The sequence below is a fragment of the Arthrobacter zhaoxinii genome, assembly GCF_024385505.1.
In the GTDB taxonomy this organism is placed as follows: Bacteria; Actinomycetota; Actinomycetes; order Actinomycetales; family Micrococcaceae; genus Arthrobacter_B; species Arthrobacter_B zhaoxinii.
In genome coordinates this window covers 160,992-187,719 of the sequence record NZ_JANFLT010000001.1, presented here as the reverse complement: position 1 = coordinate 187,719, position 26,728 = coordinate 160,992, and the positions used below count along the sequence as shown (strand labels likewise).

The following is a 26,728-nucleotide window of genomic DNA, read 5'->3' as shown; positions in this document are numbered from 1 at the left end:
GTCACCTAAAAAAGAGTTCGGCCAGGATGTTCACGGAGTTGAGCAGCGACTGCCCCTTGGACTTGGAGTAGTCCGTATAGATGATCTCCACCGGATGCTCCACCCAGCGGGGCCGGATGGTCGCGAGCTGGTTAACCAGCTCGGACGCGTGGGCCATCCGGTTCTGGGTCAGATGGATCCTGGAGGCGACATCGCGGTTGATGGCCCGCAGGCCGTTGTGCGCGTCGGTGAGGTTCATTCCGGTGGCCATCCGCGACTGCACCGCGGCCGTCTTCAGGACAATCCGTTTCTGCAGCGAGATCTGGGTCCGGTCGTCCAGGAACCGTGAACCAAGGACCACTTCGGCTTCGCCGGACTGGATCCGGGCAACCATGGCCCGGGCGTCTTCCACCCGGTGCTGGCCGTCGGCGTCGAAGGTGACGATGCTGGTCATGGCGGGGTCCTGCAGCGCGTATTCGATCCCGGTCTGCAGGGCGGCGCCCTGGCCGAGGTTGATCGGATGCTGGACTACCATCGCCCCCGCTGCGCGTGCCGCGGCCTGGGACCCGTCACGGCTGCCGTCGTCCACGCAGACTACGTGCGGAAACGTCTTCCGGAGGTCTTCGATCACGGAGCCCACAACGGTTGCTTCGTTGTACATCGGAATAACAATCCATGTGCGGCTCACGGTCTCAGTATCCCATATCCTGTGCAGCGGCCGCGTTGCCGGCCCCTGGGCCGCCCAGATACGCGCTGAGCCGTTCCGCGGCATCCGCGGGCGCGAAGCCGGAGGCCTTGATCTTGTCCAAGGGAAGCACGCTGTTTTTCGGACGGGGCGCAGCCTGCTTGTCCTTGAAGTACTCTTCGGTGCTGACACCGGTGACCGCCGCGGCTGCATGGCCGGTCAGTTCGTAGACGCGGCCGGCAACGTCGGCCCACGAGGCGGGGTCGCCGTCGTTCGTCAGGTTGTAGACGCCGTACGGGGCGCCGGATGACAGCAGATGGATGATCCCGGCCGCCAGGTCCTCGGTGAAGGTGAGCCGGCCTATCTGGTCATTGACGACGGCGGGGCTGATGCCGCGTTCAGCGAGGGAGGCCATGGTGCGCACGAAGTTCTTTCCTTCGCCGATGACCCAGCTGGTTCGGACGATGTAGTGCGCGGGGACCGCGGACACGACGGCGTCGCCGGCGGCCTTGGTCTGCCCGTACACGCCCAGCGGGGAGAAGGGTTCGTCCTCGGGATGCTCCGCGGCTGTTCCGTCGAACACGTAGTCGGAGGAGACATGGACCAGCGTGATCCGGTTTTCCGCGGCCACGCGGGCCAGGTGCGTCACTGCGGACACGTTGATGGCCCAGGCGGCCTTCCGGCCTTCGGGGGACTCGGCGTCGTCCACGGCCGTGTACGCGGCCGCGTTGATGATCGCCGCATAGTTCTTCCAGCTCCGCCCGGCGTAGGCAGCCGGGTCGGTGAGGTCAAAGTCGGAGCGGGCGGCGAATTCGACGTGTTCCCGGCCGGCGAAGGCGGTTCGAAGCGCCTTGCCCAGCTGTCCGTCGGCACCCAGGACAAGGGTCTTCTTCGGAGCCATGGGAACGACGTCGGCCAGGCGCGGGTGCGCCCGGTCCTTGTCGGAGAGTTCGGCCTGCTCCAGCGGAATGGGCCAGTCGATTCCCGAGGCCTCGTCGGCCAGGTTCAGGAACGTGTACTGGCCCTGCGCACCGGCACTCCAGTGGTCGTTCACCAGATAGGAATAGGCGGTGTTGTCCTCCAGCGTCTGGAAGGCGTTGCCGACGCCGCGGGGGATGAAGATGGCCTGGCTGGGATCCAGTTCCGCGGTGAAGACCGCGCCGAAGGACGGCCCTTCGCGCAGGTCCACCCAGGCGCCGAAGATGCGGCCCGTGGCTACGGAGATGTACTTGTCCCAGGGCTCGGCATGGATACCGCGCGTTGTTCCGGCTTTTTCATTGAAGGAGATGTTGTTCTGCACGGGACCGAAGTCCGGCAGGCCCAGGGCGAGCATTTTTTCACGCTGCCAGTTTTCCTTGAACCAGCCCCGGTTGTCGCCGTGGACGGGCAGGTCATACAGGACAACGCCGGGGATGGGGGTGGGATGGGACGAAAGCGGTTTGGAGAATTCCGGTGCCACTGCGTTACTGTCCCTGTTCCTTGTACTTGGCTTCCGTGGCATCCTTCTGCGGCCGCCACCAGGCCTCGTTTTCCCGGTACCACCGGATGGTGTCTTCGATGCCCTGCTCGAAGTCGGAGAACTGGGGGCTCCAGCCCAGCTCGCGCCGCAGGCGGGAGGAATCGATGGCGTAGCGCAGGTCATGCCCCGGGCGGTCGATGACCTGGTCGTACGCGTCGGCGGGCTGTCCCATGTGCTTCAGGATCAGTTCAACAACTTCCTTGTTGTTTTTCTCGCCGTCGGCGCCGATCAGGTAGGTCTGGCCGATTTCACCCTTTTCGATGATTGCCAGCACGGCTGACGAATGATCGGTGGCATGGATCCAGTCGCGGACGTTTTCCCCGGCGCCGTACAGCTTGGGACGGATGCCGTCGATCACGTTCGTGATCTGGCGCGGGATGAATTTCTCCACGTGCTGGTACGGGCCGTAGTTGTTGGAGCAGTTGCTGATGGTTGCCCGCAGGCCGAAGGACCGCACCCACGCGCGGACCAGCAGGTCCGAGCCCGCCTTGGTGGAGGAGTAGGGGCTGGACGGGTTGTAGGGTGTCGATTCCGTGAACCGCTGCGGATCATCGAGCTCCAGGTCGCCGTAGACCTCATCCGTGGAGATGTGGTGGTACCGGGTATCGTGCTTGCGGGCCGCTTCAATCAGCGTGTAGGTGCCAATGATGTTGGTGTCCAGGAACGGACGGGGGTCATGCAGCGAGTTGTCGTTATGGGATTCGGCGGCAAAGTGGACCACCACGTCTGCTTCGCTGACCAGCCGGTCCACCAGCGGGGCATCGCAGATGTCGCCCTGGACAAAGGTGAACCGGTCTTCCGGCAGTCCCTTCAACGAGGCGAGATTGCCCGCATACGTCAGCTTGTCCAGCACAGTGATCGAATAGTCTGTGCCCGTGAGCGCGTGGTGCACGAAGTTGGAGCCGATAAAGCCGGCGCCGCCGGTGACTAGGAGTTTCTGCATGTAGGTAAACGTTACCGGATTTGCCGTCCCTCCAACGAGCCGGGATGATGTGGTGCATGCGTGGAATCATATTGGCAGGCGGAACCGGGTCCAGACTGCACCCCATCACACTCGGCGTCAGCAAGCAGCTGGTGCCGGTCTACGACAAACCGATGATCTATTATCCGCTGTCTACGCTGATCCTCGCGGGCATCAAGGACATCCTGATCATCACCACCCCGCACGACGCAGACCAGTTTGAGCGGCTGCTCGGTGACGGCAGCCGTTTCGGCGTCAGCATCACCTATAAGCAGCAGCCCTCGCCCGACGGACTGGCGCAGGCCTTCGTCCTCGGAGCCGAGCACATCGGCAACGGTCCGGTGGCGCTGGTACTCGGTGACAATATTTTCTACGGCCAGGGGATGGGCACCCAGCTGCGCCGGTTCGCCAACATCGACGGCGGCGCCGTCTTCGGGTACTGGGTCGCGGATCCCGGGGCTTACGGCGTGGTCGAGTTCGACGAGTCCGGCCGGGCGATCTCGCTCGAGGAAAAGCCGGCCAAACCGAAGAGCCACTACGCAGTGCCCGGGCTGTACTTCTATGACAACGACGTTGTGGACATTGCGCGGAACCTGAAACCTTCTCCCCGCGGAGAACTGGAAATCACGGACGTCAACCGGATTTACCTGGAGAAGGGCAAACTGCAGGTGGAGATCCTTCCGCGCGGGACGGCGTGGCTGGATACGGGCACCTTCGATTCGCTCAACGAAGCCTCCGAGTTCATCCGCACGGTCCAGAAGCGCCAGGGCCTGTCCATCGGCTGCCCCGAGGAGATCTCCTGGCGGTTGGGCAACATCACTGACGACGAACTGCGCCAGCGTGCCGAGCCCCTCGTAAAGAGCGGCTACGGCCAGTACCTGCTGGAGCTCCTCAACCAGAAGTAGAGCTCCACTCCGGAACTGGATTCGGCGCACAAAAGAGCCGGCCGGGATCTCCCGGCCGGCTCTTTGGCGTTCCGCCTGCTGCGGCCGCATAGCCGCAGCAGGCAGGACAATTACTTCCGGGTGACGACGGCGCCCCCGGCCTTGGTCCAGTCGATCCGTCCGCCCTGGAAGGGCTGGGTGCATTTGCCGGCCTTGCAGCTTTCATCTGCGGTGGGGTAGCCCAGGACACCCTTCTCAAAGCCGGTGGACTGCCACTTCCTGCGGATTTCCCCTGCCGTCGGATGTGCTCCAACGGACTTCGACCAGGTGATGGCTCCGCCCTGGTAGTTCTGGTAGCAGCCGTTGTCCTTGATGCCGCAGACCTGTCCGCCGGTCGGGTAGCCGAGGCCGCCGTTCTCGAAGCCGTGTTTCTGGTAAGAGGTCCGGATAGGGCCGTTCGGGCTGGGCTGGGCTCCGGTGGCGGAGGACCAGAGGATGGCTCCGCCGGAGAAGTTCTGGTAGCAGCCGTTGTCCCTGATGCCGCAGACCTGTCCGCCCGTGGGATAGCCGAGGGCCCCGTTTTCGAAGCCCTGTTTCTGGTAGGAGGTCCGGATAGGGCCGTTCGGGCTGACCTGGGCTCCGGTGGCGGAGGACCAGAGGATGGCTCCGCCCTGGAAATCCTGATAGCAGCCGTTGTTCTTGATGCCGCAGACCTCGGGGCCTCTCGGGTAGCCCAGTACCCCGTTTTCGAAACCGGCGGCCTGGTAGGCAGTGCGGATCGCACGGTTGGCGCTGACCTGGGCACCGGTCGCTGCGGACCAGAGGATGGCTCCGCCGGAGAAGTTCTGGTAGCAGCCGTTGTCCTTGATGCCGCAGACCTGTCCGCCCGTGGGATAGCCGAGGGCTCCGTTTTCGAAGCCCTGTTTCTGGTAAGCGGTCCGGAGGGGGCCGTTCGGGCTGACCTGGGCTCCGGTGGCGGAGGACCAGAGGATGGATCCGCCCTGGAAATCCTGGTAGCAGCCGTTGTTCTTGATGCCGCAGACCTCGGGGCTGCGCGGATAGCCCAGTACTCCGTTTTCGAACCCGCTGGCCTGGTAGGCCTTGCGGATCGAACCGTTGCGACTGGGATGCGCCCCCGTCGCGGGAGACCAGAGCACGGCTCCGCCGTCGAAGTTCTGGTAACACCCGCCGTCCTTAAGCCCGCAGTTCACTGAACTGGTGGACTTTCCCAAAACCGGGTTGGCTGCTGCTACCCGGCTGATGGCTGAAGCAGCGGGCGAACCGCTGCCGGCAGGCGAATCGTTGCGGACGAAACGGGCCAGATCAGCTGTGGTGCCGTTGAACACGTTGGAATCACCGACGAAGGGACCCGTGCTCGAGTACTGCCAGACCGTGTACGCCGACCAGCCGTTCGGAAGAGCCCCGGGGGCCTTGGCGTACGAGGCGATGTGCAACGGATGGTTGGCGAACGCGTTCGTGTTGCCGGTACACGTCTGCCACCAGTCGGTGGTCGAGTAGATCATCGGAACGCGGCCGGTGCGGGCCTTGACGGTATTGGAGAAGTCCCTGATCCACGTGATCATCTGCGTCGGACTGAGGTTGTAGCAGGTATTACCCAGCTGGGGGTAAGGGTTGTACTCGATGTCCAGAAGTGGCGGGAGCGTGCGCCCGTCAGCGGACCAGCCTCCGCCGTTGTTCACGAAGAAGTTTGCTTCCTCTGCTCCGGAGCCAACCGCGGGGATGGCGAAGTGATAGGCGCCGCGGACCATGCCGACGTTGGCGGCGCCGTTGTACTGCTGCTTGTAGTACGGGTTTTTGTAATAGGTGCCCTCGGTTGCCTTGGTATAGGCAAAGCGCGATCCCTGGCGCCATGCCGCAGCCCAGTCAACGTTTTCCTGATGGCTGCTTACGTCCAGGCCCTGGATGCCGGCAGGCATCCAGGTAGCTGCCATGGAGGCTGCATAGGCCGGCTTAGCCTCAAAGGAAGTGGCCGTGGCCGTGGCCGCGGGCGGTTCGCCTGCAGTGGTGTCGGGAACGCGCAACGGCGCTTCCAGGCCGATCTCGGCTTCTGCTTCCTTCTGTTCGTCCTCAGCGGTGGGGACCTGGGGATCGCCGGTGGTCAGCAGGCGTTCCAGGCCCTGCCCCATGTGGGCGCCCAGCAGGCCGGCTTCCTCTTTCGCTGTTGCCTTGGCGGAGTCTGCATCCGCCGGGGCAGGTTCGGGGGTTGCAGGTGCGGGCGGAGCCTTGAGTGCGGTATCACCGCCCCCGTCTGTTGCCGGCGCGGTTGCCGGTGCAGGTTCCGGAGCCGGCGCCGTGTTTGCCGGTACCGGTGTTGTCTCCGGGGTGGTCGTCGGCGCTGTGGCGGGTACCGGGGAAGCGGACGGGGACGGTGCGGTTGGGTCCAGGGGCCCGGCTAGCGCAGGTGACATGCTGCAAACCAGGGCACCGGTTAGGGCCGCACTCCCAAGCCAGCGGGTGAGCGTTGTTTTATTCACGGTTTCTCCAGGTGTTTGCCCGAGGTAGGGCATGGGTGCGTCTCTGGACACTATCGGCCGCTGCACAAATTCCGGTAGGAAGTAGCCGCGCCTTATAGACGCAGGTGCAGGATTTATCCGCCTCGGCGCCCGGATGCCGGCCCGCCCGGATCCTCCGGCGCCCGTCATATGCAGCGAATGCTACCCCGGCTGCATTATGCTGGCGGACGTTCTGCAGGTAATTCAGCTCATTAGCGGCCGGGAATTATCTCCGCGCTCCACCGGATTTCGGTGCCATAGCGAAAGATGCCTAAATGTCCGGTTATCTACAACCGCCGCTTAAGGGGCAACGCCCATCGGGTATTGTCCTGGGCGACCTGTTCGACCCGAAAAACAACTCCCTCAACGCTATCCGCCTGATGTTTGCCTGCCTCGTGGTGGTGTCCCATGCCTGGGTCATCGGGGGGATCGGGGAGGAGCCCGAGCTGGGCGGGAGGACCCTCGGCGCCTGGTCAGTGCTCGGATTCTTTGGTATTTCCGGCTACCTGATTACCCGAAGCAGACTGAACGGACAACCGGCTGCCCGTTTCTTCCGGGCCCGTTTCCTGCGCATCTACCCTGGATTCCTGGTTGCGCTCCTTTTGGTGGCCTTTGTTTTCGCTCCGCTTTCGGTTGTCCTGGGATCATCCGGGTCCTTCACCTTCGGCGAATCCCTGAGTTACGTGGCCCGCAATCTCCTCCTTTACCCGCCCATCGTTTCGCAGCCCACAATCGGGACCACATTGGCCGAGGGGGAGATTTGGAACGGCGCGTTATGGAGCCTCTTCTGGGAGGCCTGCTGTTATCTGGGTATTGGCATACTTGGTATTGCGGCAATACGCGCCCGACGCAAGATTTTATTGGTCATTGCCTTCCTTGGCGCCACCGGGGCGTCCTTGGCTGCACACATCGGCCTCGTGCCGCCGAGCGAACTGACTCTGGCCCCTCCGCTCGTGGCGGCCTTCACCGGCGGGGCGCTGTTGTATGTCCACGCGCAGCGGATCCGGGTCCTGCCGGTGCTGGCCGCGTCCGCCGTCCTGCTGCTGGTCTGCATCCTCACCGGGACCGCAGCTGTGCTGGCGCCGCTGCCGTTTACGGTGATCGTCTTCGTTCTGGGTGCGGTACTCCCGCTGCGGGGGATAGGCACGAAACGGGACCTGTCCTACGGCATCTACATTTACGGGGTACCGGTGCAGAACCTTGTGGAAGTCAGGTTTCCGGAGCTCCAGCTGCCGGCCTATCTGCTGCTTGCCTTTGCCTGCATCGTTCCGCTGGCGTGGGCAAGCTTCACCTGGATAGAGGCGCCTGCCATGCGGCTCAAGGGGCGGGGGAAGGCAACTGCGGAACAGTCCGGCGTGGCCGCGCCGGTACCTGCCCGCGCTGGTGGTTAGGCTGCTGCCGGCCTGCGGAGGAGCCTTCCGCTTCCATCCTGGGACTGCAGGACACCGTTCGCTGGAACGAAATGTTCCAACGCCGTCCAGCCCGCCGGACTTATCCACAGCTGCCCGGAACTACTCTCGCTTCTGAAGCATCCTGCCCCTACTCTGTGGCCCGTGGCCGCTTAGGCCAGCCAGTCTCGTCCCGGGCACTGCGTCCGGTGATTGCGGGGGATGTCCATGGATGCTGTGCAGATCGTCGAAGACGAGGTGCGGGAGCTCATCCGCGTGCGCGGACTCGATCCGCAGGAGCAGTTCGCCGAAGTCCGTCGGCTGGTGGACGCAGCGGTTTCGGATTACGACGAACGGTCGCTGCTCGGCAGCCTCCCGCCGCTGGGCAGGCCGGACATGGTCCGCCGGCAGGTGTTCGACGCCGTTGCCGGCTTCGGTGTGCTCCAGCCGCTGCTGGACGACCCCACGGTGGAGGAAGTCTGGATCAACTCGCCCTCGGAGATCTACCTTGCGCGGGACGGCCGGTCCGAACTGACTTCCCTGACCCTGACACCGGAGCAGGTTCGGCTGCTGGTGGAACGGATGCTGAAGTCTTCGGGCAGGCGCCTTGATCTTTCCTCGCCGTTCGTGGACGCAGCCCTGCCGGATGGTTCCCGCCTGCACGTGGCCATCCCGGATGTGACCAGACGGCATTGGGCGGTGAATATCCGCAAATTCGTGGCCCGTGCCCGCCGTCTTGACCACCTGGTTGAGCTGGGCACCCTGACCCCGGATGCTGCCCGCTTCCTCGGAGCCGCCGTTGCTGCGGGGCTGAACATCCTGGTTTCGGGAGCAACGCAGGCGGGAAAGACCACCATGCTCAACTGCCTTGGTGCATCCATCGGTCCGCGGGAACGCGTGGTGACCGTGGAGGAGATCTTTGAGCTGCAGCTGCCGCTGCGCGATGTGGTGGGGCTTCAATGCCGCCAGGCAAACCTGGAGGGTCAAGGCGAGATTCCCCTCCGCCGGCTGGTGAAAGAAGCACTGCGGATGCGGCCGGACCGGTTGATCGTCGGGGAGGTCCGGGAAGCCGAGAGCCTGGACATGCTGATCGCCCTGAACGCAGGCCTGCCTGGGATGTGCACCATCCACGCGAACAGTGCACGGGACGCGGTAACCAAACTGTGCACGCTGCCGCTGTTGGCGGGCGCAAACATTTCCAGTGCCTTCGTGGTTCCGACCGTGGCGTCCTGCATCGATCTGGTGGTTCACTGCGCCCGGACCGGCACCGGGCGCCGGCAGGTCAGCGAGATCCTGGCCCTGGGCCGGCGCGTCGAGGGCGGGATCATTGAGTCATCTCCCGTGTTCGGGCAGGTGGACGGGAAACTGACCGTGACGGCCTCCTCCATGCCGGCGGCCGATAAATTTGCCTCCGCCGGTGTCAACATCGCCGCCCTGCTCGGTGCCGCGGCATGAGCGCCGCCGTCGGGTTGGTCCTGGGCATGGGGCTGTTGCTGCTGTGGCAGTCCTGCTGGAGTACCCCCGCCCGCCCCCGGTCCAGGCGGCGCCGCACCGGGTACCTCGACGACCTTCTGCGGCAGGCAGGAATCGAACGGGTCAAGGCGCCGGGGCTCCTCGTCAGCTGCGCGGTCACAGGCAGCTGTGTGATGCTCCTGCTGTTCATCCTGACACTTTCCCTGCCCATCGCAGCCTGCTTCGGCCTGTTTGGTTCGGCAGTGCCCTATGCGCTCGTGCGTTTCCAGGCCCGCCGCCGAAGGGCGTCCCTGGCGGAACTATGGCCCGACGTCGTCGACCACCTGCGCTCGGCAATCCGGGCAGGCCTGTCGCTTCCGGAAGCGCTCATCCAATTGGCGGGGAACGGGCCGGAGGAGCTGCGGGGGTACTTCCGTTCGTTTGCCGCGGACTACCGGGCCGGGGGCAACTTCGAGGACTCGCTGACCCGGCTCAAGGACAACCTCGCTGATCCGGTCGCGGACCGGATCATCGAGGCGCTGCGGATCACTCGCCAGGTGGGCGGTACCGATCTGGGCCGGCTCCTTGGCACACTGGCCGGGTTCCTTCGCGAGAACGCACGAACCCGCAGCGAACTGCTGGCCCGGCAGTCCTGGACCGTGAATGCGGCGAGGCTGGCCGTGGGAGCGCCCTGGGCGGTGCTGCTGCTGCTGGCAGCCCGGCCGGAAACGGCCGCAGCGTACAACTCGGCGGCCGGTGCCACTGTCCTCGTTGCCGGGATCGGCATCTCCGTCCTTTGCTACCGCCTGATGATGCGGATAGGGGCCTTGCCCGAAGACGTAAGGGTGCTGCGGTGACGCCCGGGACAGCAGCGGCGGTGCTGGCGGGAGTCCTGCTGGGCACCGGTCTGGTGCTGGTTGTCCACCGGCTGCCCCTGCTGCGGCACACGACCTTCGCCGAGCGGGTGGAACCGCAGCTGCGCTCGGTCCGTCCTGCGTCGCGGCTTCTCCTGCCTGCCCCGGACCTCACGCCGTTCGGTCCGCTGGAGCGGATCCTGCGTCCGGTGCTCCGCGACGCCGTCCGCCGGCTCGCACGGTGGTCGCCGGCAAACCGTGCCCTCGTTGTACGGCTGCAGCAGGCCGGCGGCAACAAAACGGTGTCGGATTTCCGTGCCGAACAGGTGTTGTTTGCCGGGGGCGGGTTCCTGGCCGGGGGGACAGCCGGAGTGCTCCTTGCCGGGAGCGGCCGCATGGGTGTTGTGCCGGTTGCGCTGCTGACCTGTGCGTGTGCGGCTGCAGGGTTCCTGCTGCGTGACTACCTGCTGACACAGCAGATCGGGCGCCGCAACAGCCGGATCCTCGCCCAGTTTCCCAGCCTGGCCGAAATGATGGCGCTCGCCGTCGGTGCGGGGGAGAGCGCCGGCGGAGCCTTGGAACGTGTTTGTGCCGCGGCCCAGGGAGAGCTGGCGGATGAATTTGAACGGGTCCTGGCCCAGACCCGTTCCGGGCAGCCGCTGACCGCAGCCCTCCAGGACTTCTCGGACCGCATCCGACTGGCGCCGCTGACCCGGTTCGTGGACGGGGTCACCGTTGCAGTGGACCGCGGAACACCGTTGGCGGACGTGATGCGCGCACAGGCCCAGGATGTCCGCGATACCGCCAAGCGTGACCTGATGGAAACAGCGGGAAAGAAGGAAATAGCCATGATGGTGCCGGTCATTTTCGGAATCCTCCCGCTGACCGTGCTGTTTGCGGTCTTCCCCGGCCTGGCGTTGCTGCGGCTGGGCCTGTGAGTTGCGTGGGCCCGGGAAACCCGGGAAACAAGGAGAAAGCCACGGGGAAGAAGCCATGGAAGCCCTACGAGGGGATGGAGTCACGATGAACCGCAGTAATCCAAGCAGGAACCGGCTCAGCACATGGGCAGCCGGGTGGGCAGCCGCCATCGCCGTGGCCGCGGGATGGTGGCACACGCTGGTGCAGCGGTTCCGGACGGCGCTGATGCCGGGGGATCCGGAGCGCGGCGATGTGCCGGGCTGGGTGATGATCACCCTCATGTCCGCCATCCTCGTAGCCGGGCTGCTGGTCCTGGTTCAGCCTGCCCTCGAGCGGCTGTTCGAATCCGCAATCGAACAGGTGCAGCCATAGGCAGTGGACGGCGCCGTGCTGCTGCCGTCCGGACTGGCCGGCACCGCAGCGCGGGCCGGGGCCCTGGCCGGGAGCGGGGGTCCGCCGTCGTCGACTTCGTGATGGTGGGGGCGCTGGTGAGCCTCGTGTTTATGGCCGTGGTCCAGTTGGCGTTGGTGCTGCATGTGCGCAATACGCTGATCGACGCCGCTGCAACCGGCGCGCGCTACGGGACGCTGGCGGACCGCACCCCGGCGGACGGGGTCGAGCGTGCGGTGTCCCTGATCGGCGGTGCGCTTGGCGAGGACTACGCCGGGGACGTCAGCTACTCAGAGCAGACGGTGGAAGGGGCACGCCTGCTGGAAATCACGGTGCGGGCACCCCTGCCGGTTATCGGGTTCATTGGTCCGGGCGGCGGAATGGAGGTCCGGGGACATGCCGTCCTGCGGTGAGGGGACGGAGAGGCAGCCGCCGGAGGAAGACGGCAGTGCCGTTGTCGAATTCATTTTCCTGGGCCTGCTCCTGCTGGTGCCGGTGGTGTACCTGGTGATTACCGTCGGCCAGGTGCAGGCGGCATCATTCGCGGTGGTCGGCGCAGCGGATGCGGCGGCCCGGGTCTATGCGGCGGCGCCCGACGCCGTCGTTGCCGAGCAGCGGGCGGCGGACGCAGCCGAGCTCGCGCTGAGCGACTTCGGGCTGGAGGCCGACAGCATGCTGGTGGACGTCAGCTGTTCCGACACCTGCCTGGTGCCCGGCTCGACAGTCACAGTCAGCATCCGGTTCGAGGTGCCTCTTCCCGGGCTGCCGTGGACCGCCGGATCACCGGTAGTAGTGGATTCCGAGTCCACGCAGATTGTGGAGCGGTTCGGATGAACCCGGCAGCGAGCCCGGGGCTCCGGACCAGACCGCCGGGCAGGCAGCGGGAGGATGGGGAGCGGGGACAGGTGGGGGTGCTGATCATCGGGTACGCCGTCCTGGCGATGCTGACCGTCACCGTGGTGATGGCGGCGTCAAGCGTCTATCTCGGGCAGAAGAAGCTGCTCTCGGCCGCCGACGGTGCGGCGGTGGCTGCGGCCGATACCTTCTCGCTGGGGGAGGCCGGCCCGGGAGCCGGTCCCGCTGCGGTGCTTCAGGCCGACGCCGTGCGCAATGCCGCACGCAGCTATCTTGTCGACACCGGTGCGGAGGGACGGTTCACGGATTTGGCGGTGGCCGAGGAGACCGGCACTGCGGATGGCCGGACGGCCCGCGTGGTGCTGACGGCCCGGGTCTATCCGCCGATAGTGAATTTCCTGGTGCCGGAGGGAATCTCCATCACCGCGGTGAGCGAGGCGCGTGCCCGGCTGCTGCAGTGAGGCTCTGCCGATCCCGGGAAAGGCTACGACGCCTTCCGCTGTTTTCCGCCTCGCGCACCGGACCGTGCCCCAGCCGCCCCGTTCCCTTACACCGGCGCCGCCGCGGACTACTTGCTCCCAGGGCCTCCGGCGCCGCGGGTAGCCGACCCGAGCCGCGGGTAGCCTACCCGACTTTTCGCTCGCCCGCGTCCTACCCTCGCTAAAGCCCTCACTCGTCCCTAGCCTGACGCCGTAGCCATAAACGGACTGCACCATTCTCGCGGGAGAGACGACATGTCCGGTCCATCCCGCGCCTACACGGAGGACCGCCAGTGGATGCAGTAGGGGTAATCGAGGGCGAGACCCGGGAATTGATCCGCGTGCGCGGGGAGAAAATCGATATCACAGTACTGGTACCGGCACACAACGAGGAAGAAACCATCGGGCAAACCATTGAGTCCCTTCTCGTGCAGACCCGGCTGCCGGACCGGATCGTCGTTATCGCCAATGGATGCACTGATCAGACGGTGGACGTGGCAAAGAAGTACCCCGTAACCGTCATGGACCTGCCCCGCTTGAAACACCGGAAGTCCGAGGCCATGAACAGGGGGTGGAATTTGTATGGCCGCTACTCCGATCTCGTGGTGTCCATGGACGCAGACACTGTGCTTGTCCCTAACGCCATCGAAGACTGGGAGAAGGAATCATGGAAGCGTCTCTTCGGAGGATCGACTTCCAAATTCACCATCCGGCAGCCCGGATTGTGGTGCAGACTGCAGAAATCCGAATACGCCTACAACATCCAACAGGGGCTGGATCATGGGTGGACCAATGTCCTGGCAGGCGCCGGGTCTGCGTTCTCCGGTGCGGCCCTAAGGGAGATTGCCGCGAGGGATGACAGGGAAGGGCCGTGGTCGTACGAAAGCGCGGTGGAGGACTACGAGCTGACTTACCGACTTCGGGAAGCGGGATACAAGACCTATGTATCCACCACCATCAGGGCATATACGGACGGGATGAAGAACCTGAAGTCCCTGTGGGGGCAGCGCATGAAGTGGCAGGCAGGTACCCTGCAGGATCTGCTTCGCTTCGGAGTCAACCGTCTAACCGTCAGGGATTGGGCGAGCCAGATGCTCAATCTGCTCGGTCCTGCAATCCGGGCGCTCTGGGTGATGGTAATTTCCCTGGCGCTATACCTGGATGCTTTCACAATAGCTTGGTGGGGACTGCTCGTGCCCTTATTGTTCGTAGCTATCAACCTCAAGACTGCCCTTCGCGTCCCGTATAAGGACAAGTGGGACTTCCTTATCGTCGTCTGTATATTCCCGATTGAGCTCTTGGCGTGCATACGCGGCGGATGGATTCTCGCTTCCTGGGGGGAAATCCTCCGCAAAAAGATCACCCACAAAGATCGCGACTTGTGGGCTGCGCAATACAAAGCAGAGGGGGTGGGATGATGCTGGGAGTAAGTCTGGCTGCCGGTCTTGTCGCCGGGCTCGCGGCAACCGGGTTGGAGATAGGCACGACGGTCCTGTTTATCCTAGGCGGGATATTCGTTGCGGTAGGTCTGTTCACGTTGCTGAAGAGGAATTCGTCCAACCGGCCCTAGGCAAAAGCGGGCACCTTGATGTCCCCAACCACCGGCCGGCACCGGTGCAGTACGCCTGAAGCGTGCAGGCCGCTACGACGCCCTCCGCTGCTCTTCCGCCTCGCGCACCGGACCGTGCCCCCAGCCGCCGTGGTCCACGTCCAGGATCCTGCCGTTTTCGCCGTAGCAAATGGTCACCGGCTCGCCGAACTGTTCGCAGTTCCGGTCGGGGCACTTGTCCTTCATGCTGCCCACATATTCGTTGGAGAAGTGCTGCTCCCACTCATCGACCTTCCCCATGGCCCAGGGATCGCCCTGCTCGGCGAGGTCGTTGAGTTCGTCCAGGCTGTACATGCGTCCGCGCTCGGGATGGGTCAAGGCTTTAGCTCCTTCGAAAGGGCAGACAGTTCCGTATCCGTCCCTTTAATCTAACGCCGCCCGCCGACGCCCCGGCCCGCACCTCCCCGGCGCGTCCCGCACTTCCCGTGCCCGGCACGACGACGGCGGCGGGCGGCGGCACAGGGACATGGCGTAGGCTGTAAGCACCATGGCAGAAATAGATTTTCCCGCAGAAATCCGCGCCCTCCGCTCCACCTTCGCCTCCATCGAAGAGGTCTCGGACGTGGCAAAGATCAAAGAGGACATCGAAGAGCTCAGCGAGATGGCCGGCGTCCCCGATCTCTGGGACGACCCCTCCGAGGCGCAGAAGGTCACCTCCAAACTCTCGCACCGCCAGTCGGAGCTGGAACGCCTGCAGACCATCGAGTCCCGCATCGACGACCTTGAGGTCATGGTGGAGCTGGCCCAGGACGAGGCCGACGCCGAGACCAGGGCAGAGGCCGTGACGGAGCTGGAGTCCCTCCGCAAGTCCCTGTCGCAGCTGGAAGTGGTGACCCTGCTGTCCGGCGAGTACGACGAACGCGAAGCCGTGGTCACCATCCGCTCCGGCGCCGGGGGAGTGGACGCTGCCGACTTCGCGGAAATGCTGCTGCGGATGTACCTGCGCTGGGCCGAACGCCACGGGTACCCCACCACGGTCCTGGATACGTCCTATGCCGAAGAGGCCGGCCTGAAGTCCGCCACCTTCGAGGTCAAGGCCCCCTACGCCTTCGGCACCCTGGTGGTGGAGGCCGGCACGCACCGCCTGGTCCGCATCAGCCCGTTCGATAACCAGGGCCGCCGGCAGACCTCCTTTGCCGCCGTCGAGGTTATCCCGCTGATTGCGCCCACGGACCACATCGACATCCCGGACAACGAGATCCGCGTAGACGTTTTCCGGTCCTCCGGCCCCGGCGGCCAGTCCGTGAACACCACCGACTCCGCCGTGCGGCTCACACACCTTCCCACCGGAACGGTGGTGTCCATGCAGAACGAAAAGTCGCAGCTGCAGAACCGCGCCGCAGCCATGCGCGTGCTCCAGTCCCGCCTGCTGCTGCTGAAGAAGGAGCAGGAGGACGCCGAGAAGAAGGCCTTCGCCGGCGACGTCAAGGCGTCCTGGGGCGACCAGATGCGCTCCTACGTGCTCAACCCGTACCAGATGGTCAAGGACCTGCGCACCGAGCACGAGGTGGGCAACACCTCGGCCGTGTTCGACGGCGAGATTGATGACTTCATCGACGCCGGCATCCGCTGGCGCGCGCACGGCAGCGTCTCGGCCCGCAAGTAGGCTGCCCGGCCCGCCGGACCGCACTGCCCGGCCCGCCGGACCGCACTGCCCGGCTAGAAGCCCAGCTTCTCCCGCAGCGGCAGGACCAGGGTCCGGGCGAAGGTATTCGTCATGTGGTTGTCCCGGTAGGCCAGGACGTTACCGATGACGGCCGGGCACCGCTCGTCGCCGCAGAAATAGTCCGTCAGATCGACGGTTCGGCTCCCGTCCAGCTGTTCGGCCGCTTCAACCAGGGGATCGTCCTGCCCGGCAAGGTCGGAGCGGAGCACGAAGCAGTCGTCCGCGCTGTCCTTTTCCACCACGCAGTCGGGGATGCTGGACTTCGGATAGGGAATGTCGGCGATGACGCCGATCCGGATGCCTGCGTCCTCCAGCGGCTCGAGCACCTCCAGATAGCCGTCCACGGCGCGGCGCCCGGAGTCCCAGCTCCAGCCGAGGGCGTGCTCGTAGCTGTCCGGCCGCATGGCCGACGTCACTACGAGTTCGGGTTTGATATCCAGGATGTCCCGGACCGTTTCGAGGTTCTGGGCGGCGCATGGCGCGTAGACATAGGTGTCGCTGTGCAGCGGTTCGGCATTGAACGGGCATCCGTTGCGGGTCAGGACATAGAGGCGGTAGCCGCCGTCCCTTGCAACAGCATCCAGCGGGGCCATGTACTGCGCCGCATGGGAATCACCCACCAGGACCATTGCCCGCGTCGCTTCGGGATCGCCGAACACACATTCCTCGTAGGATGTTTTCGCCGGATCGTAGGACGTGCAGGCTCTGTCGATATCCGGGACGTCCGCCAGCGCGGCCGCGGGTGCCGGCCGCAGCGGCTGATCCCCGGGCACAGCTGCCGGGTCCCGGGGATCGAAAGCCATGGCGCCGGGATAGGAGCCGGAATCGTAGTCCGCGGTCAGGTCAGTGATTTTCTGCTGGACCACTCCGTACGGCACGGCGGCAACGGCGATCGGAACCGTGATCAGGACCGCCGCCAGTGCATAAGTGCCGCGGTGCGTCCCCTTCTTCGCTCCGTGACGGCCCGCAGACCCGGTCTTATCCCGTAACCGGCGGAACGGTTTCTCGATGAACCGCGTGGACAGCACGGCCAAAAGGACGCTCGAGACGATGATTGCTGCGCCTTCCAAGAGTCCAGGCGTGTGTCCGAGGAAATACACGGTGAACACGGTGACCGGCCAATGCCACAGGTACAGGGAATAGGAAATGTCCCCGACGTACGCCACCGGACGCAGTGACTGCCACCAGCCGGCCGAGATCCACGGTGCGGCGGCGGCATCACCGCCCTGGCCGGCGATCAGGCACAGCGCAGCTCCTGCGGTGGGCACCAGCGCCACCCAACCGGGAAAGGACATCGCGGTGGAGAAACCGGCCGCGGCAGCGAAAATCACCAGGATTCCGGTCCATCCGAAGGCCGTGGAAAGCTGCCGCGGCAGGGTTCCTCCGGCGGCCGCGAGTGCAAGGATTCCGCCGAGGCCGAGTTCCCAGACCCTGGTGGTGGTGAAGAAGTAGGCCAGGCCGGGGTCCGACGTCGAGAACTGTACTGAATGGGCGAAGGACACCACGGAGAAGCCGCAGACCACCGCCAGTGCGGTAGCGGGCAGGCCTGCGCGGATTCCGAGGGCACGGACGGCGGCGGCGGCGCCGAGCAGGAGCACGGGCATCACCAGGTAGAACTGTTCCTCCACCGCGAGGGACCAGTAATGCTGAAGCGGGGACACGGCCGCCGTGGCCCCGGCATAGCTGGTGGTGCTGAAGGCCTGGTTCCAGTTCTGGACATTGAGGCTTGAGGCCGCAACGTCCCTGGCAACTGACTGCCACCGCCCCTCGGGGAAGAGGAGCACAGCTGCGCCCAGGGTTGCGAGCAGGACAGTCGCCGCGGCCGGAAGCAGCCGGCGGATGCGCCGGGCGTAGAACGATGCCAGGGCAATGGAAGAGGAGGCATTGAGTTCCCGGACCAGGGAACCGACAATCAGATAGCCGGAGATAACAAAGAAGACGTCGACGCCGACAAAGCCGCCCGGCAGGGCTGCCGGCCAGACGTGGTACACCAGCACCAGCACGACGGCGAGGGCCCGCAGGCCCTGGATGTCGCGGCGGATGCCGGCGGAACCGCCCTGGGTGCTGCGCAGGGCACGGCGTCCTCTGCTGGATGCCAGGGGATCGCCGGAGGTGCCCGGGAAACCCGGAACCTCCGCGGCGGCGGCACCGGGGGCTGCTACGGAGGAATCTGTGGGCACCGCAGGACTCTACCGCATCCGCTGGCCCGTAACCGGCGTGTGCAGTACGACACGCGATGTTAGGTTGTGGCTCACTCTTCAGAAGCTGGCTATAGTCGAGAAGCCGGTGCCCATACCCCGAACCAAGGCCCGTGTCTCCGGCCGCTCCATGGGCACAAAGTAGTGATGATCACTTTCGACAATGTCACCAAGCTCTATGACCGGAAATCCCGGCCTGCGCTCAATTCGGTCAGCCTGGATGTGGACCGCGGCGAGTTCGTTTTTCTCGTGGGCGCTTCCGGTTCCGGTAAATCCACGTTTATCCGGTTGATCATGAAAGAGGAGCACGCCACCAGGGGAACGGTCTACGTGGCCGGCGCCAACGTTGCGCGGATCCCCAGCTGGCGGGTGCCGCGGCTGCGCCGCGGAATCGGCGTCGTCTTCCAGGATTTCCGTCTGCTGCCCAACAAGACGGTTTTCGCGAATGTTGCCTTCGCCATGCAGGTGATCGGACGCAGCCGTGCCGTGATCCGTGACTCCGTTCCCGAGGTCCTCAAAACCGTGGGTCTGGAGGGCAAGGACAACCGCCTGCCGCACGAACTTTCCGGCGGCGAGCAGCAGCGTGTGGCCATCGCCCGTGCCATTGTCAACAAGCCGGGCATCCTGCTTGCGGACGAGCCCACCGGAAACCTGGACCCCACCACCTCCCTGGGCATCATGAAGGTCCTGGACCGGATCAACCAGAACGGCACCACGGTGGTCATGGCTACGCACGACGACGACATCGTCAATGCGATGCGCAAGCGCGTGGTGGAACTGCGCAACGGCAAGATCATCCGTGACGAACAGGAGGGCATCTACCTCGGTGAACCCGAGCCGGCCGGGGAAGCGGATAACCTGCAGCCCGACAGCCGGGAGAGCGGGGTGTCCGAATGAGGCTTGCATTTGTCCTGGGCGAAATCGGCTCCGGCCTGCGCCGGAACCTGTCCATGGTGGTCTCCGTGATCCTGGTGACCTTCGTGTCGCTGACCTTTGTGGGGGCGGCAGGGCTGCTGCAGCTGCAGATCGGCCAGATGAAGGGCTACTGGTATGACCGCGTGCAGGTTGCCGTCTACCTGTGCACGGACAATGACACGTCCGCATCCTGCGCTTCGGGTGCCGTCACCGACGAGCAGCGCGCCGCCATCGAAGCGGACCTGCAGGCGGACCGGTACGTGGAGAGTGTCGAGTATGAAGATCAGGACACAGCGCTGACCCACTTCCGTGAACAGTTCGCCAACTCGCCGATCGTGGACAGCATCACCGCTGAAATGCTCCCCGAATCCTTCCGCGTGAGCCTGGTGGATCCGGAAAAATACGAGGTCATCAATGAGGCTTTCTCCTCCAAGCCGGGCGTGGAGTCGGTCAGCGACCAGCGTGAACTGTTCGAAAAGATGTTCACGTATCTGAACCTCGCCTCCGTTGCGGCATTGTCCATTGCCGGCGTCATGCTGGTCTGCGCCATCCTGCTGATTGCCACCACCATCCGGCTCTCGGCATTCAGCCGGCGGCGGGAAACCGGCATCATGCGCCTGGTCGGCGCTTCCAAGGCCGTAATCCAGCTGCCGTTCGTGCTGGAAGGCGTGATAGCCGCCGTCATCGGCGCGGTCCTGGCCTCCGTTGCCCTTTGGAGCACCGCACACTTCTTTATCGGCGCGCTGGCCCGCCAGTACCCCACCACGGCCTTTATTTCATCGGAACAAGTCCTGTATCTGACCCCCCTGCTACTTGTTCTCGGGGCGCTGCTGGCTGGAGTATCCTCGCTGTTGACACTCCGCCGATACCTGAAGGTCTAGAGTCATGAGCACTGGGAAGAGAATGCTGAAGATCATGGAGAGTCTCGTCAATGGATAATGCTGTGCCTAAACGTAGTGGACGAGCGCCGGCGTCCCGGGCCCTGGCGGCGGTTGCCGCCGTCCTGACCCTGACGCTTTCCGTTGCGTTCAGCAGCACAGCCAGTGCCGACGAGCTGGAGGACCGCAAGGCCGCCATCGAAGCCGAAAAGGAAAAGGTCCACCAGGACTACGAGTACCTCGGCGAAGACATTGCCGAAACGGTGGCAAAGCTCAACGTCTATAAGGGCCAGCTCCCGGCCGCCCAGCAGCAGCTCGCCGACGCCGAAGCACGGGTTGACAGTGCCGCCGGCAAGGTCAGCGCCCTGAACGAACGCGTGGCCCTCGCCCAGGACACCCACGAGACCATCACCGCGCAGATCGAGAAGGACCGTGAAGACATCGCGGCCACCGAAAAAGCGATCGGGCAGATCGCGTCCCAGGCATACAAAAACGGCGGCGTCCCGTCCACCCTCTCGCTGATGTTCGGCGCCAAGGGTGCCGACAGCCTCAGCGATTCCCTCGGCATGGCGGAGCAGGCACTGAAGGGCCAGAACGCCGCCGTGGAAAAGCTGTCCGAACAGAATGCCAACAATGTGAACTCCGAGGCCCGGCTGGTAGCCGTGGCGGACGAGATCAACAAGCTCAAGGCCCAGGCCGAAGAAGCGCTCATGGCCGAGCAGTCCGCCCGTGATTCCGCAGCCGCGGAGAAGCAGAAAGTGGATGACCTCGTTGCCCAGGCCTCGGCCATGAACCAGGAGCTGGAAGCACAGAAACCGCGGCTCCAGGCCCAGATGGCCACCCTGGAAAAGGAAAGCGCGCAGGTCACTGCCGACATTGCGGAGAGGCAGCGGGTCCTGCTCGAGGAATACCGGAAGCGCGAACAGGCGCGGATCGATGCCGAGAACCGCGCGGCAGCCGAAGAAGCCGCCCGCAATAACCGTCCCGCCCCGCCGGCTGCCGTCGTTCCGCAGCCCAGCAGTCCGTCCTCCTTCGGCCTGCGGTATCCGGTAAACGGTGCCCCGGTCTCCTCCGGATTCGGCTGGCGGGCCACGCCGGCCGGGTCCATCGACTTCCTCGGCAACGGCGGTTACCTGCATTCGGGCATCGACTTCGCTCCGTCCTGCGGCACCCCGGTCTATGCCCCGGCAGCAGGCCACGTGTGGCGGGCAGATCAGGGCGGCGGGGAAATGATCGGCACCGGCAACCGGATTGTCCTCAACCACGGTGTGGTGGAAGGCAACGCCCTGGCGACAAACTACTACCACCTCAACAGTTTCGCGGTCTCCAGCGGTCAGTGGGTCAACCAGGGACAGCTGATCGGCTACGTCGGCAATACCGGCAACTCCACCGGCTGCCACCTGCACTTCGAGACCGTGCTGAACGGCGACCTTGTGGACCCGATGCGGCTGCTGTAGGCCTAGAATAGAATTTTCGTTTCAACCTACTAAGGAGTTGCCCCGTGCCTAAGGAAAGTGGCCGTAAGGTAGTGGCCACCAATCGTAAGGCCCGGCACGACTACGAAATCCTTGATACCTACGAGGCCGGCATGGTTTTGATGGGCACCGAGGTGAAGTCGCTGCGTGAGGGCAGGGCCTCGCTGGTGGATGGGTTCGCTACGTTCTACAACAACGAACTCTGGCTTGAGGCCGCGTACATCCCGGAGTACCTGAACGGAAGCTGGACCAATCACTCCGCCCGCCGCCGCCGCAAGCTGCTGCTGCACCGGGAGCAGCTGGAAAAGATCCTGCGTAAGACCAGCGAATCCGGCTTTACCATCGTGCCGCTGCAGCTGTATTTCCTGGACGGACGGGCGAAGGTGGAGATCGCCGTCGCCCGCGGTAAGCGGGAGTACGACAAGCGCCACACGCTGCGCGAGAAGCAGGACAACCGTGAGGCACTGCGGGCGATGCGGGAGAAGAACCGCGGCGCATGAGTGGAACCTTCTGGGAACCGCAGGGAGAAGAAGCCCAGGTAGCGTCCGCGCGGAAGCCGGTATGGACGTGGATCGTCACGGCCGTCGACCTGTTGATTGTCCTGGCCGTAGTACCGGTGGTGATCCTGGTGGTGGTTCCGTTCTTCGCGGCGTACTACCTCTACCTCGCCTCGATGCTGGTATGGATTGCGCCTGTCCTGGTTCTGGCGAACATTGCCCTGTTCGCGTGGGCTTTCCGCAGCAAGGCCCCGGGCATGACCGCGCTGAGTATTCTGTCGGTCCTCTTTGTCCTGATCTCGTGGATCCTGCTGGTGGTCTGGGGATCCCCCGTGGTGGTCTTTGGAATCCGGCTCTGAGTCCGTCCCGGCAGCATGCGCTATAATAAGTGTTCCGGCTTCGGCCGGATTGGTAACTCAATAAGGGGATGACCGGTTTCGACGATGTTTTGTTGAGACAGGGGAAGCGGGCCGAGGATACAGGGTTATCTCGTTAACGATCTCTGTAAACCAATAAGTGCCGAATCAAAGCGCACTGACTTCGCTCTTGCTGCCTAAGCAGTAAGGCATAGTCCGTCAGCCCGGGGATGCTCTCGCCCCGGTGCCTGGCGTCATTTAGAGGGCCACTGCTGAACACCTTCGCCGTTGGGGTGTTCGGGACTTTTAGACGGCTGGGTCCGGATCAGCCACTTGTCTGCGTGATGGCTGGGACCGAGAAAATCCGATGCAGACTGCGCCCGGAGAAGCCCTGACAAAGCGACATCGGACGGGGGTTCGATTCCCCCCATCTCCACTGAGAATCTCCAGCCGAAGCGGGGAGTGTCTACGGACGCTCCCCGCTTCGGTCGTTTAATCCGGAAACCTTCAGGAGAGTTGTTTCTCACACCTGCCGGGTTTCACCCGTCACGGAGCAGATTCCCGTACGCCCGGGCACGGGGCGTTGGTAAACTTTGATTTAGGCAGTACCCGCGCCGGCATGATCCGGAGCGGGCGGTATAACCGGTCGCAAGACCTCGTAGGAGACGCACCACTTTATGCAAAGCCCGGCACTCGAATCCCAGCATGATGACCTTTGGAACCGACGCTATGACCCCAATGTCGCCGAGGTGAACCAGCTTTGCGACGCCCTGGCTGAAATGAAGCCGGGAAGCCAGGTGCCCTACATCGATCCCATGCACGACATCGGGGAGTGCCGGATCGTCAGCCTGTTTTCCAATATCGGTACCGCCCACGAATCAGGGTTCATCACCGCGGGTGACAACGACGCCGTCGCACGGCTTCTCGGGGTGCACTGGCAGGCGGGGCTGCGGCCAGAGTTCGTGATGCCGTGGAACGCGTATCCCTGGCACGTACCGGGCGAACCCAACGGCAAGCTGACCAAGGAACAGGTCCAGGAAGGACTGCGGCCGCTGCTGCGCTTCCTGGCGCTCGTGCCCCGCGCCTCCGTCATCGTGGCGCACGGCACCGAGGCCCAGCGTCTGGCAGCACTGTTCCTCAAGACCGAGAACCGGATGATCTACCGCCGCAGCATCAAGGTCTACAAGGCGCGCGCACTCTCCGGCCGTTCCTTCGGTGCCACCGCAGAACGGCAGCAGGAAGCCCTGGACGACATGCGCGCCGCCTACACCGATGCGATGGCCCGCACCGGGCTGACCGCCTCACGCTAGCGCGGCCGGAGCTGCGCCGGCTGCCCCGGGACCGTCCCCGCCGCAGAGCGTTGGGGATGAGTCCTGGCGCCGGCGCCGCGGCTAGGCGTCGGAGGAGTTACCCTGCCGCGTCCACAACACCGATGAAACGGGAGCCGACACCGGGGTATTCGGTGCGCACCGCACCGGCGGGCAGCTCGGGAAGTTCCCGCACGCGGTGGTCCTCGCACGCGATGAAGGTGAACTCCGGCCACCACTTCTTCGGCCGGGCCGCCTCCGTGTAGCCGCAGACGGAACAGGAAAGCTGAACCCATACCGGCCGCTTTCCGGTGCGGTTGGCCCGGGACTGGACCAGCCACCCGGGCGGGTCGGCCTGCAGCCGTGCCAAGTCGGCGTCGTCCATCCGTGGGGGAATGCCGTGGCGCGTGGCCATTTCGAGCGGAATATCTAGGATCTGTGCGGCTTCGCGTCGTGTAATCATCGCCTTAAACGATACCGGGGCGGGCGCCACCCGGACTAACGCTGCCGTCCTCAGGTGATACCCGCCCCGTACGCGTCCTAGGCGGGAGATGACTCGAAGAACGCTTCCCGGAGGTTGGCTTCCTGGTCCTTCGAAAGGTTCGTGTAGATCAGTTTCGCCCCTGAGTAGTCCTTGAATGCCTCCGCAACCCGGTCCTCGACCGCGTTGCTGGACAGGACGAACAACGCCGAAGTTCCGGGCGTTACTTCGTTCCGCACCCGGGCGATGAAATCGTCGTTAATGCCGACGTCCACCATCGATCCCGACATTGCTCCGATGGCGGCGCCCACCGCGGCGCCGATGAGCGGAACAAAGAAAATGAGCCCAAAGAGGAGCCCCCAGAAGCCGCCACCCAGGGCGCCTGCCCCGACGAGGTTGTGTTCCTGGATGGTCTTGGGCTTCTTCCGCCCTTCGGGCCACGTCACGATGGCCTCGTCCTCGACATTGATGAGGCCCTGGGACTGCAGGCTGGCGAGTGTCTGCGTGGCGCGTTCCGCAGCATCCGCATCCGAAAACTTCCAAACGGTCAGTGTTGCCATGGCAGTTACTCCAAACGGTTGAGTTCGGGACAGGTCCGCACACGGGACCTGTCGGCAGCGCCAACGTTAGTGCTGCGTACCGGCGCGGACAAGGAAAACGGACGACCCGGGCAGAGGCTGCGCAGTAACCCCCGGCGACCCTGTGCGGGCTGCCGGCCCGGACGTATTATGCAGAGCACATGGTGAAAGGACGGATGTCCATGCCGGCTACCAACGGACCCGCCTGGTGGACCAACGCCGTCGTCTACCAGATCTATCCCCGCAGCTTTGCCGACTCCACCAGCGACGGTATCGGCGACCTCGGCGGCATCATTGAGCACCTGGACTATCTGGCGGACCTGGGCATCGACGTGGTGTGGCTGTCACCGATCCAGCAGTCACCGCAGTTCGACAACGGCTACGACATCAGCGACTACCGCCGGATCGATAAGATGTTCGGCACGGAAGAACAGTTTGACCGGCTGCTGGCAGGACTCCATGAACGCGGTATCCGCCTGATCATGGACCTGGTGGTCAACCACACGTCCAGCGAATATCCGGGTTTCCAGAGCTCCAGGTCATCCAGGATGTCACCGAAGCGGGACCGGTACTGGTGGCGGGACGCACGGCCCGGATTCGAGCCGGGCGAGCCGGGTGCCGAGCCGAACAACTGGCGGTCCTTCTTCGGCGGTTCGGCGTGGACCTTCGATCCGCTCACCCGGCAGTACTATCTGCACCTGTTCACGCCGCAGCAGCCGGACCTGAACTGGGAAAGCACCCGGGTGCGGGCCAAGGTGTACGCCATGATGAACTGGTGGCTGGACCGGGGCGTGGACGGATTCCGCATGGACGTCATCAACTTCATCTCCAAGCACCCTGCATTGCCGGACGGCGTAGTGGATCCTTCCGGCATCTGGGGCGACGGGTCGCCCTATTTCATTTCCGGGCCGCGCATCCATGAGTTTATGCAGGAAATGCACCGCGAGGTCTTTGACGGACGCAGCGGAGAATACCTGACCGTGGGGGAGACTCCGGGAGTGACCGTTGACGAGGCGCTGCTCTTTACCAACCCGCGGCGGCGGGAGCTGGATATGGTCTTCCAGTTTGAACACGTCAGCCTGGACCAGGGAATGGACAAGTTCGACTACCGGCAGCTGGACCTGACGGACTTGAAGACAAGCTGGAACCGCTGGCAGCGCGGGCTCGCAGACACCGGCTGGAACAGCCTCTACCTGAATAACCATGACCAGCCGCGCGTCGTCTCCCGTTTCGGCGACGACACCCGGTACCGGTATGAATCCGCCACCATGTGGGCCACCCTGCTGCATCTGCAGCGGGGAACCCCCTACATCTACCAGGGCGAGGAGATCGGCATGACCAATGCCGGGTTCACCTCGATCGACCAGTACCGGGACGTGGAATCGCTGAACTACTACGCCGAGGCCCTTGAACGGGGTGAGGACCGGGAACGGGTCTTGGAAGCGCTGCGGCGGATGAGCCGGGACAACGCCCGCACGCCCATGCAGTGGACGGCGGGAGAGTATGCGGGTTTTTCCGATGTTCCGCCGTGGATCGAGCCCGCTGCCGGCTATCCCGAGGTCAATGTGGAAGCGGACCGCGCCGCTGCCCGGTCCGTCTTCCGGTATTACCAGGAGCTGATCCGGCTCCGACATGAGTCGGACCTCGTTTCGCTCGGGGATTTCCAGATGCTGGATCCGGCCCATCCCACCCTGTTTGCGTTCCGGCGTACCCGGGGCGACCGGGCGCTGCTGGTCCTGGGCAATGTATCCGGCGAGGAGCTGGGGGTGCCGTCCAATCTGGAATCCGGCAGCCTTCTCCTGGGGAATTACGCAGACGCCGGCGACCGCCACCTGCTGCGCCCCTGGGAAGCACGGATCCTGGATGTTTCCACGTACACGGGCGGCTGAAG

Annotated in this window: 26 protein-coding genes and 1 other RNA gene; 19 read left to right on the top strand and 8 right to left on the bottom strand. The window is 64.5% G+C overall.

Translation table 11 applies throughout. The features are described 5' to 3' along the window. Position 1: 1 nt before the first annotated feature. The 3 genes from NNX37_RS00860 to rfbB are packed head-to-tail and all read right to left on the bottom strand — an operon-like array spanning position 2 to position 3,126. A complete protein-coding gene (locus tag NNX37_RS00860; RefSeq protein ID WP_255790137.1) occupies positions 2 to 667 on the bottom strand; it encodes a glycosyltransferase family 2 protein in 666 nt (221 codons plus the stop codon). Between the two features lie 4 nt (positions 668 to 671). Continuing rightward, positions 672 to 2,123: a sugar nucleotide-binding protein gene (locus tag NNX37_RS00855; protein ID WP_255790136.1), complete on the bottom strand. Its 1,452-nt coding sequence runs from the start codon at positions 2,121 to 2,123 to the stop codon at positions 672 to 674. A 4-nt stretch (positions 2,124 to 2,127) separates the two neighbouring features. Beyond that, positions 2,128 to 3,126, bottom strand: coding sequence for a dTDP-glucose 4,6-dehydratase (gene rfbB, locus NNX37_RS00850; protein ID WP_255790135.1), 999 nt, complete (start codon positions 3,124 to 3,126; stop codon positions 2,128 to 2,130). Between the two features lie 56 nt (positions 3,127 to 3,182). On the opposite strand from rfbB, the gene rfbA reads away from it, so the two are divergent. Beyond that, the gene (rfbA, locus tag NNX37_RS00845; protein WP_255790132.1) at positions 3,183 to 4,049 is read left to right on the top strand and encodes a glucose-1-phosphate thymidylyltransferase RfbA; all 867 of its coding nucleotides are present in this window, start codon (positions 3,183 to 3,185) and stop codon (positions 4,047 to 4,049) included. A 110-nt stretch (positions 4,050 to 4,159) separates the two neighbouring features. On the opposite strand, the gene NNX37_RS00840 is transcribed toward rfbA, so the two are convergent. Beyond that, a complete protein-coding gene (locus NNX37_RS00840; RefSeq protein ID WP_255790131.1) occupies positions 4,160 to 6,457 on the bottom strand; it encodes a GH25 family lysozyme in 2,298 nt (765 codons plus the stop codon). 359 nt (positions 6,458 to 6,816) lie between these two features. Between NNX37_RS00840 and NNX37_RS00835 the strand changes: the two genes are divergently transcribed. The 9 genes from NNX37_RS00835 to NNX37_RS00795 all read left to right on the top strand — a co-directional run bounded on the left by NNX37_RS00835 (position 6,817) and on the right by NNX37_RS00795 (position 14,295). After that, positions 6,817 to 7,932, top strand: coding sequence for an acyltransferase family protein (locus tag NNX37_RS00835; RefSeq protein WP_255790130.1), 1,116 nt, complete (start codon positions 6,817 to 6,819; stop codon positions 7,930 to 7,932). Positions 7,933 to 8,157: 225 nt separating this feature from the next. After that, positions 8,158 to 9,384 carry a CpaF family protein gene (locus NNX37_RS00830; protein WP_255790129.1) on the top strand — a complete coding sequence of 409 codons (1,227 nt, stop codon included), beginning with the start codon at positions 8,158 to 8,160 and terminating at the stop codon, positions 9,382 to 9,384. Further along, positions 9,381 to 10,238 carry a type II secretion system F family protein gene (locus tag NNX37_RS00825; RefSeq protein WP_255790128.1) on the top strand — a complete coding sequence of 286 codons (858 nt, stop codon included), beginning with the start codon at positions 9,381 to 9,383 and terminating at the stop codon, positions 10,236 to 10,238. The genes NNX37_RS00830 and NNX37_RS00825 overlap by 4 nt, the downstream gene beginning before the upstream one ends. Then, positions 10,235 to 11,173, top strand: coding sequence for a type II secretion system F family protein (locus tag NNX37_RS00820; protein WP_255790126.1), 939 nt, complete (start codon positions 10,235 to 10,237; stop codon positions 11,171 to 11,173). Before NNX37_RS00825 ends, NNX37_RS00820 begins: the two co-directional genes overlap by 4 nt. Before the next feature lie 85 nt (positions 11,174 to 11,258). Continuing rightward, complete coding sequence (locus NNX37_RS00815) at positions 11,259 to 11,525, top strand: hypothetical protein (protein WP_255790922.1); 267 nt, start codon at positions 11,259 to 11,261, stop codon at positions 11,523 to 11,525. Beyond that, positions 11,522 to 11,956 (top strand): TadE/TadG family type IV pilus assembly protein, encoded by a 435-nt coding sequence (locus tag NNX37_RS00810; RefSeq protein ID WP_255790888.1) that lies wholly within the window; start codon positions 11,522 to 11,524, stop codon positions 11,954 to 11,956. The genes NNX37_RS00815 and NNX37_RS00810 overlap by 4 nt, the downstream gene beginning before the upstream one ends. Next, positions 11,940 to 12,377, top strand: coding sequence for a hypothetical protein (locus NNX37_RS00805; protein WP_255790125.1), 438 nt, complete (start codon positions 11,940 to 11,942; stop codon positions 12,375 to 12,377). Before NNX37_RS00810 ends, NNX37_RS00805 begins: the two co-directional genes overlap by 17 nt. Before the next feature lie 71 nt (positions 12,378 to 12,448). Continuing rightward, positions 12,449 to 12,859, top strand: coding sequence for a pilus assembly protein TadG-related protein (locus NNX37_RS00800; RefSeq protein ID WP_255790124.1), 411 nt, complete (start codon positions 12,449 to 12,451; stop codon positions 12,857 to 12,859). Positions 12,860 to 13,170: 311 nt separating this feature from the next. Further along, on the top strand, positions 13,171 to 14,295 hold the full coding sequence (locus NNX37_RS00795) for a glycosyltransferase (RefSeq protein ID WP_255790123.1): 1,125 nt from the start codon (positions 13,171 to 13,173) through the stop codon (positions 14,293 to 14,295). Positions 14,296 to 14,519: 224 nt separating this feature from the next. Here NNX37_RS00795 and NNX37_RS00790 read toward each other — a convergent pair whose 3' ends face one another. Continuing rightward, complete coding sequence (locus NNX37_RS00790; RefSeq protein WP_255790122.1) at positions 14,520 to 14,804, bottom strand: antirestriction protein ArdA; 285 nt, start codon at positions 14,802 to 14,804, stop codon at positions 14,520 to 14,522. A 169-nt stretch (positions 14,805 to 14,973) separates the two neighbouring features. Here NNX37_RS00790 and prfB point away from each other — a divergent pair, with 169 nt between their 5' ends. Next, positions 14,974 to 16,092 carry a peptide chain release factor 2 gene (prfB, locus tag NNX37_RS00785; RefSeq protein WP_255790121.1) on the top strand — a complete coding sequence of 373 codons (1,119 nt, stop codon included), beginning with the start codon at positions 14,974 to 14,976 and terminating at the stop codon, positions 16,090 to 16,092. A gap of 53 nt (positions 16,093 to 16,145) precedes the next feature. Here the strand turns inward: prfB and NNX37_RS00780 are convergent, their stop codons facing one another. Beyond that, positions 16,146 to 18,332 (bottom strand): acyltransferase family protein, encoded by a 2,187-nt coding sequence (locus NNX37_RS00780; RefSeq protein WP_255790119.1) that lies wholly within the window; start codon positions 18,330 to 18,332, stop codon positions 16,146 to 16,148. Between the two features lie 165 nt (positions 18,333 to 18,497). Between NNX37_RS00780 and ftsE the strand changes: the two genes are divergently transcribed. The 7 genes from ftsE to NNX37_RS00745 all read left to right on the top strand — a co-directional run bounded on the left by ftsE (position 18,498) and on the right by NNX37_RS00745 (position 23,781). Continuing rightward, a complete protein-coding gene (gene ftsE, locus NNX37_RS00775; protein WP_255790118.1) occupies positions 18,498 to 19,247 on the top strand; it encodes a cell division ATP-binding protein FtsE in 750 nt (249 codons plus the stop codon). Then, on the top strand, positions 19,244 to 20,146 hold the full coding sequence (gene ftsX / locus NNX37_RS00770) for a permease-like cell division protein FtsX (RefSeq protein ID WP_255790116.1): 903 nt from the start codon (positions 19,244 to 19,246) through the stop codon (positions 20,144 to 20,146). Before ftsE ends, ftsX begins: the two co-directional genes overlap by 4 nt. Positions 20,147 to 20,208: 62 nt before the next feature. Further along, positions 20,209 to 21,600 (top strand): peptidoglycan DD-metalloendopeptidase family protein, encoded by a 1,392-nt coding sequence (locus tag NNX37_RS00765; protein ID WP_255790115.1) that lies wholly within the window; start codon positions 20,209 to 20,211, stop codon positions 21,598 to 21,600. A 44-nt stretch (positions 21,601 to 21,644) separates the two neighbouring features. Continuing rightward, the gene (gene smpB / locus NNX37_RS00760; RefSeq protein ID WP_229950528.1) at positions 21,645 to 22,118 is read left to right on the top strand and encodes an SsrA-binding protein SmpB; all 474 of its coding nucleotides are present in this window, start codon (positions 21,645 to 21,647) and stop codon (positions 22,116 to 22,118) included. Next, entirely contained in the window at positions 22,115 to 22,474 is a 360-nt protein-coding gene (locus tag NNX37_RS00755) for a hypothetical protein (protein WP_255790105.1), read from the top strand. The genes smpB and NNX37_RS00755 overlap by 4 nt, the downstream gene beginning before the upstream one ends. Before the next feature lie 64 nt (positions 22,475 to 22,538). Further along, positions 22,539 to 22,910, top strand: a transfer-messenger RNA (tmRNA) gene (gene ssrA / locus NNX37_RS00750). Between the two features lie 238 nt (positions 22,911 to 23,148). After that, positions 23,149 to 23,781, top strand: a complete 633-nt coding sequence (locus tag NNX37_RS00745) for a uracil-DNA glycosylase family protein (RefSeq protein WP_255790104.1) — start codon at positions 23,149 to 23,151, stop codon at positions 23,779 to 23,781. A 97-nt stretch (positions 23,782 to 23,878) separates the two neighbouring features. Here the strand turns inward: NNX37_RS00745 and NNX37_RS00740 are convergent, their stop codons facing one another. Both NNX37_RS00740 and NNX37_RS00735 read right to left on the bottom strand, forming a co-directional pair. Further along, positions 23,879 to 24,241: a hypothetical protein gene (locus tag NNX37_RS00740; protein ID WP_255790103.1), complete on the bottom strand. Its 363-nt coding sequence runs from the start codon at positions 24,239 to 24,241 to the stop codon at positions 23,879 to 23,881. Between the two features lie 77 nt (positions 24,242 to 24,318). After that, positions 24,319 to 24,819 (bottom strand): DUF1269 domain-containing protein, encoded by a 501-nt coding sequence (locus NNX37_RS00735; RefSeq protein ID WP_255790102.1) that lies wholly within the window; start codon positions 24,817 to 24,819, stop codon positions 24,319 to 24,321. Positions 24,820 to 25,019: 200 nt separating this feature from the next. Here NNX37_RS00735 and NNX37_RS00730 point away from each other — a divergent pair, with 200 nt between their 5' ends. Further along, the gene (locus tag NNX37_RS00730) at positions 25,020 to 26,726 is read left to right on the top strand and encodes an alpha-glucosidase (RefSeq protein ID WP_407079900.1); all 1,707 of its coding nucleotides are present in this window, start codon (positions 25,020 to 25,022) and stop codon (positions 26,724 to 26,726) included. The last annotated feature ends 2 nt before the right edge of the window (positions 26,727 to 26,728 follow it).